The following is a 1348-nucleotide window of genomic DNA, read 5'->3' on the forward strand; positions in this document are numbered from 1 at the left end:
AGGCGTAATAGACCGCCGCCGGCGGCGCAGGTCCGGCGAAGGGCCGGTCATCCCGCACATATGTCCAGATCCGACCGGTCTTGCACTTGCCCTTTGCCAGGACGCGGATGGTAGTGTCGTCGCTATGCAGGCGCTCGGCCGCGAGCACATGACGCTCGATCAGGTGGAAGAGCGGCATGACGGCGAAGGTCCCGTGGCCGACCTGGTCGGCCAGCGTCGACAACGGCAGGTCGATCCTCTCGCACTTGAAGCGCGCGCTCTGGCGGTTGAGCGGGATATGCATGCCGAACTTGTCGAACAGGATCGTCGCCAGCAATTGCGGGCCGATGAAGCCGCGCGGTGTGGCATGGAACGGCGCGGGCGGCTGGCTGATCTTCTCGCAATCGCGGCAGGTGAACTTTTCCCGCACCGTCTCGACGACCTTGAAGCGACGCGGGATCTCCTCCAGCGTCTTGGTCACATCCTCGCCGATCTTCGCCAGCCGCGATCCGCCGCAGCAGGTGCAGGTCGTCGGAGCCTCGATAACGACGCGCTCGTGTTCGATGTCGTCCGGCCATGGCTTGCGTACCGGTCGCTTGCGCGTGAAGGCGCGGACTTTCTGCGCCTTCGCCGCCGCGGCCTGCGCGGCAAGCTCATCCTCGCTCGCCGTGGTGACGAGTTCTTCGAGCTCCAATTCCAACTGCTCGATCAGCCGCGCCGTGCGCTCGGAGCACTGCCCGTACAGTTCGCGTTTGAGCTTCTCGATCCGCAACTCGAGATGCGCGATCAGCGCCGCGTTATCCGACAGCTCCGCTTGCGCGCTGGCAGCCATCGCCTCGGCTCGCAGCCGGGCCTCACGCTCGGCCTGCAGCGCTGCCAGGGCACTGACAAGATCCGATGGAAGGTCGTCAGGCTTCGATATCATGAAGCCATTGAATCAGATCAAGCAGCAGATTCAAACCCAAAACGGCTATCCGACCCGCGTCGGACGCTGGGTTTCTTGCGGGTTGCGCCAATCGATTCCGGACAACAGGTAACTCATCTGCGCCGGCGAGATCGTCACTGCATGGCCCGCAACCGAAGGCCAGATGAACCGCCCTCTCTCCAGTCTTTTGGTGAACAGGCATGCTCCCTGGCCATCGTGCCAGATCACCTTCACAAGATCGCTTCGGCGACCGCGGAAGACAAACAGATGACCGCTGAGCGGGTCCTTGCGCAGCACCTCCTGCACCTGGAGTGCCAGCGACGGAAAGCCTCGGCGCATGTCCGTGTAGCCTGTCGCAAGCCACACTCGTGCGCCCGTCGGAACCGGGATCATCGGCGTACCAAAGCATCGAGAACGCGACGTAGTGCGTCTCCATCAACGTCG

2 protein-coding genes are annotated in these 1348 nt (G+C 63.6%); both read right to left on the reverse strand.

What is annotated here, in order from left to right:
• Positions 1 to 904 (reverse strand): IS66 family transposase (gene tnpC, locus AC0L3A_RS40605; protein ID WP_473256567.1); only part of this gene is annotated, 904 nt, incomplete at its 3' end.
• 45 nt (positions 905 to 949) lie between these two features.
• On the reverse strand, positions 950 to 1297 hold the full coding sequence (tnpB, locus tag AC0L3A_RS40610) for an IS66 family insertion sequence element accessory protein TnpB (RefSeq protein ID WP_473256568.1): 348 nt from the start codon (positions 1295 to 1297) through the stop codon (positions 950 to 952).
• Between the last annotated feature and the right edge of the window lie 51 nt (positions 1298 to 1348).

The sequence above is a fragment of the Bradyrhizobium sp. MI1.3 genome (assembly GCF_055811695.1).